Here is a 1,041-nt window from a genome sequence, read left to right as displayed (position 1 = left end):
CCCCTGCACCCCTTGCGGTGCAGGGGGCTCCGCCGTCCCCCGCGCCCCTTGCGGTGCGCCGTGTCCCTGGCGGACACGGCCGCCGTCCCGGCGCCCGTTCACTCCTCCAGCTGCTGCTCGGACCAGATGGTCTTGCCGGACGGCCCGTAGCGGCTGCCCCAGCGGTGGCTGAGCTGGGCGACCAGGAACAGGCCGCGGCCGCCCTCGTCCGTGGTGCGGGCGCGGCGCAGCCGGGGCTGGGTGTTGCTCGGGTCGCTGACCTCGCAGATCAGGAGGGTGTCGTGGATCAGCCGCAGGCCGACCGGCCCGCCCGCGTATCGGACGGCGTTGGTGACCAGCTCGCTGACGATCAGTTCGGTGGTGAAGGCGAGGTGGTCGAGCCCCCAGTCGTCGAGGCGGGCGGCGACGACGGCGCGGGCCTCGGCGACGCTGGTCGGGTCCGCGGGGAACTGCCACTCGGCGACGGCGTCGGTGCCGAGTGCGCGGGTGCGGGCGAGCAGCAGGGCGGTGTCGTCGGAGACCGGTGCGGCGGGGCCGGTGGTCAGTTCGCGGCCGATCGCGGCGAGGCTGCCGCCGGTGGCGGCGAGCGCGGCGAGCCGGTCGGCGAGGGTGTGGACGGCGGTGTCGAGGTCACCGCCCTGCCGGACGAGCAGGCCGTCGGTGTAGAGGGCGAGCAGCGAGCCGGGGGGCAGCTCGACGGTGGTGGTCTCGAACGGCAGGCCGCCGACGCCGAGCAGCGGGCCGGGCCGGACCGGCAGCGGGCGGGCGGTGCCGTCCGGGTCGACGACGACCGGGGGCGGGTGGCCCGCGCTGGCCAGGGTGCACTGCCGGCCGACGGGGTCGTAGAGCGCGAAGAGGCAGGTCGCGCCGATGGTGTCGCGGTGCGCCGGGTCGGCCTCGGCGGCGAGCCGGGCGACCAGTTCGTCGAGGCGGGTGAGCAGTTCGTCGGGCGGCAGTTCGAGGTCGGCGAGGGTCTGGACGGCGGTGCGCAGCCTGCCCATCGTGGCGGCGGCGTGCAGTCCGTGGCCGATGACGTCACCG

General features: G+C 76.5%; 1 protein-coding gene. It reads right to left on the bottom strand.

Annotation, left to right across the window (positions count from 1 at the left end; translation table 11 throughout):
- Positions 1-98: 98 nt before the first annotated feature.
- Positions 99-1,041 (bottom strand): ATP-binding SpoIIE family protein phosphatase (locus ABZ641_RS39255; RefSeq protein WP_359989532.1); only part of this gene is annotated, 943 nt, incomplete at its 5' end.

The sequence above is a fragment of the Kitasatospora sp. NPDC007106 genome, assembly GCF_040634455.1.
Lineage (GTDB): Bacteria > Actinomycetota > Actinomycetes > Streptomycetales > Streptomycetaceae > Kitasatospora > Kitasatospora arboriphila.
This window is presented reverse-complemented; position numbering and strand designations above follow the sequence as displayed.